This window comes from Blastomonas sp. UPD001, assembly GCF_003426715.1.
Lineage (GTDB): Bacteria > Pseudomonadota > Alphaproteobacteria > Sphingomonadales > Sphingomonadaceae > Blastomonas.
Window position 1 is genome coordinate 1 of the sequence record NZ_QKVT01000089.1, and the last position, 1,158, is coordinate 1,158.

The following is a 1,158-nucleotide window of genomic DNA, read 5'->3' on the forward strand; positions in this document are numbered from 1 at the left end:
TTCCGCTTAGCCACTGTGGCCTAGTATGTAGTACACACCGTATATATACGCAATGACGTATACACAGCAATGGATACCCAGCGTAAGAATACCCTTACCGCCCAAAGGTCAGCCAATCGGCAATCACGACCATAGCCGAAACCACAGTTTATTTTTCGGGTGAGCATTGACAGACGGACCAGTCCAAACCATCTATCGGGTCAGCGGGGCGGTTCCTTCGGGGATCAGGGTTCGCAAGGGACTTCTTGGGCGGAGTCCCCGCCCGAACCCGGCAAAGCTCTCATTTGGCCGAGCCAGCCCCGCTTTAGCCTTTCAGATAGCGACCCCTTCAAACCTAATTTTTATTGGAGATTTGAGAGAGGGCAATCAGACAATTCTGAGCGTGCAATCTCCCCCGTATCCCTACCGCCCGGCTTGCGAATATCGTCGGCGCAGCCAAACCCATATTGTTTCACGCCAGTCATGCGCACTGCCGAACCAGTTGCAGCTACCAAAGACCAGCCGCCGCTCGATCATGCGGCCTTCATAGCCCAAGCCCATCGCCTGTATCCAAATCGACCGGTTACGATACAGCTTTAGATAGTGTATCGAAACATAGCTTGACAGGCTATCCGATACACCCCACATAACGAGCCACGTATTCGATACAGGAGATTACCATGGCTCGTACATTTGCCTACTGTCGTGTCAGCACGACCGACCAGACTACCGACAATCAGGTTAGAGAGATCGAGGGCGCGGGCTTCACGGTCGATCCCAAACGGATTGTCACTGAAACCGTATCCGGATCCGTTGCCGCCATGAAACGCAAGGGCTTTGCCAAGTTGGTCGACAGGCTGGAAGCCGGGGATATCCTGATTGTCACCAAGCTGGATCGACTAGGACGCAATGCGATGGACGTTCGCGGCACTGTGGACAATCTCGCCAAGGAAGGCGTGAAGGTTCATTGCCTTGCCCTTGGAGGCGTCGATCTGACCAGCCCCGCTGGCAAGATGACCATGGGCGTTATCGCCGCTGTTGCCGAGTTTGAACGGGATTTGCTGGTTGAACGGACGCAAGCCGGTCTGAGCCGCGCCAAGGCTGAGGGCAAAACGCTTGGCAGGCCACCGGCCCTCACCGCTGAGCAGCGCGACGCCATCCGCCTGAAGCGCTCGGAGG

At 55.9% G+C, this 1,158-nt stretch carries 1 protein-coding gene; it reads left to right on the forward strand.

What is annotated here, in order from left to right; translation table 11 throughout:
- Window positions 1–659: 659 nt before the first annotated feature.
- The coding region (locus DM995_RS18955) for a recombinase family protein (RefSeq protein ID WP_157973341.1) at window positions 660–1,158 on the forward strand (499 nt) is incomplete at its 3' end.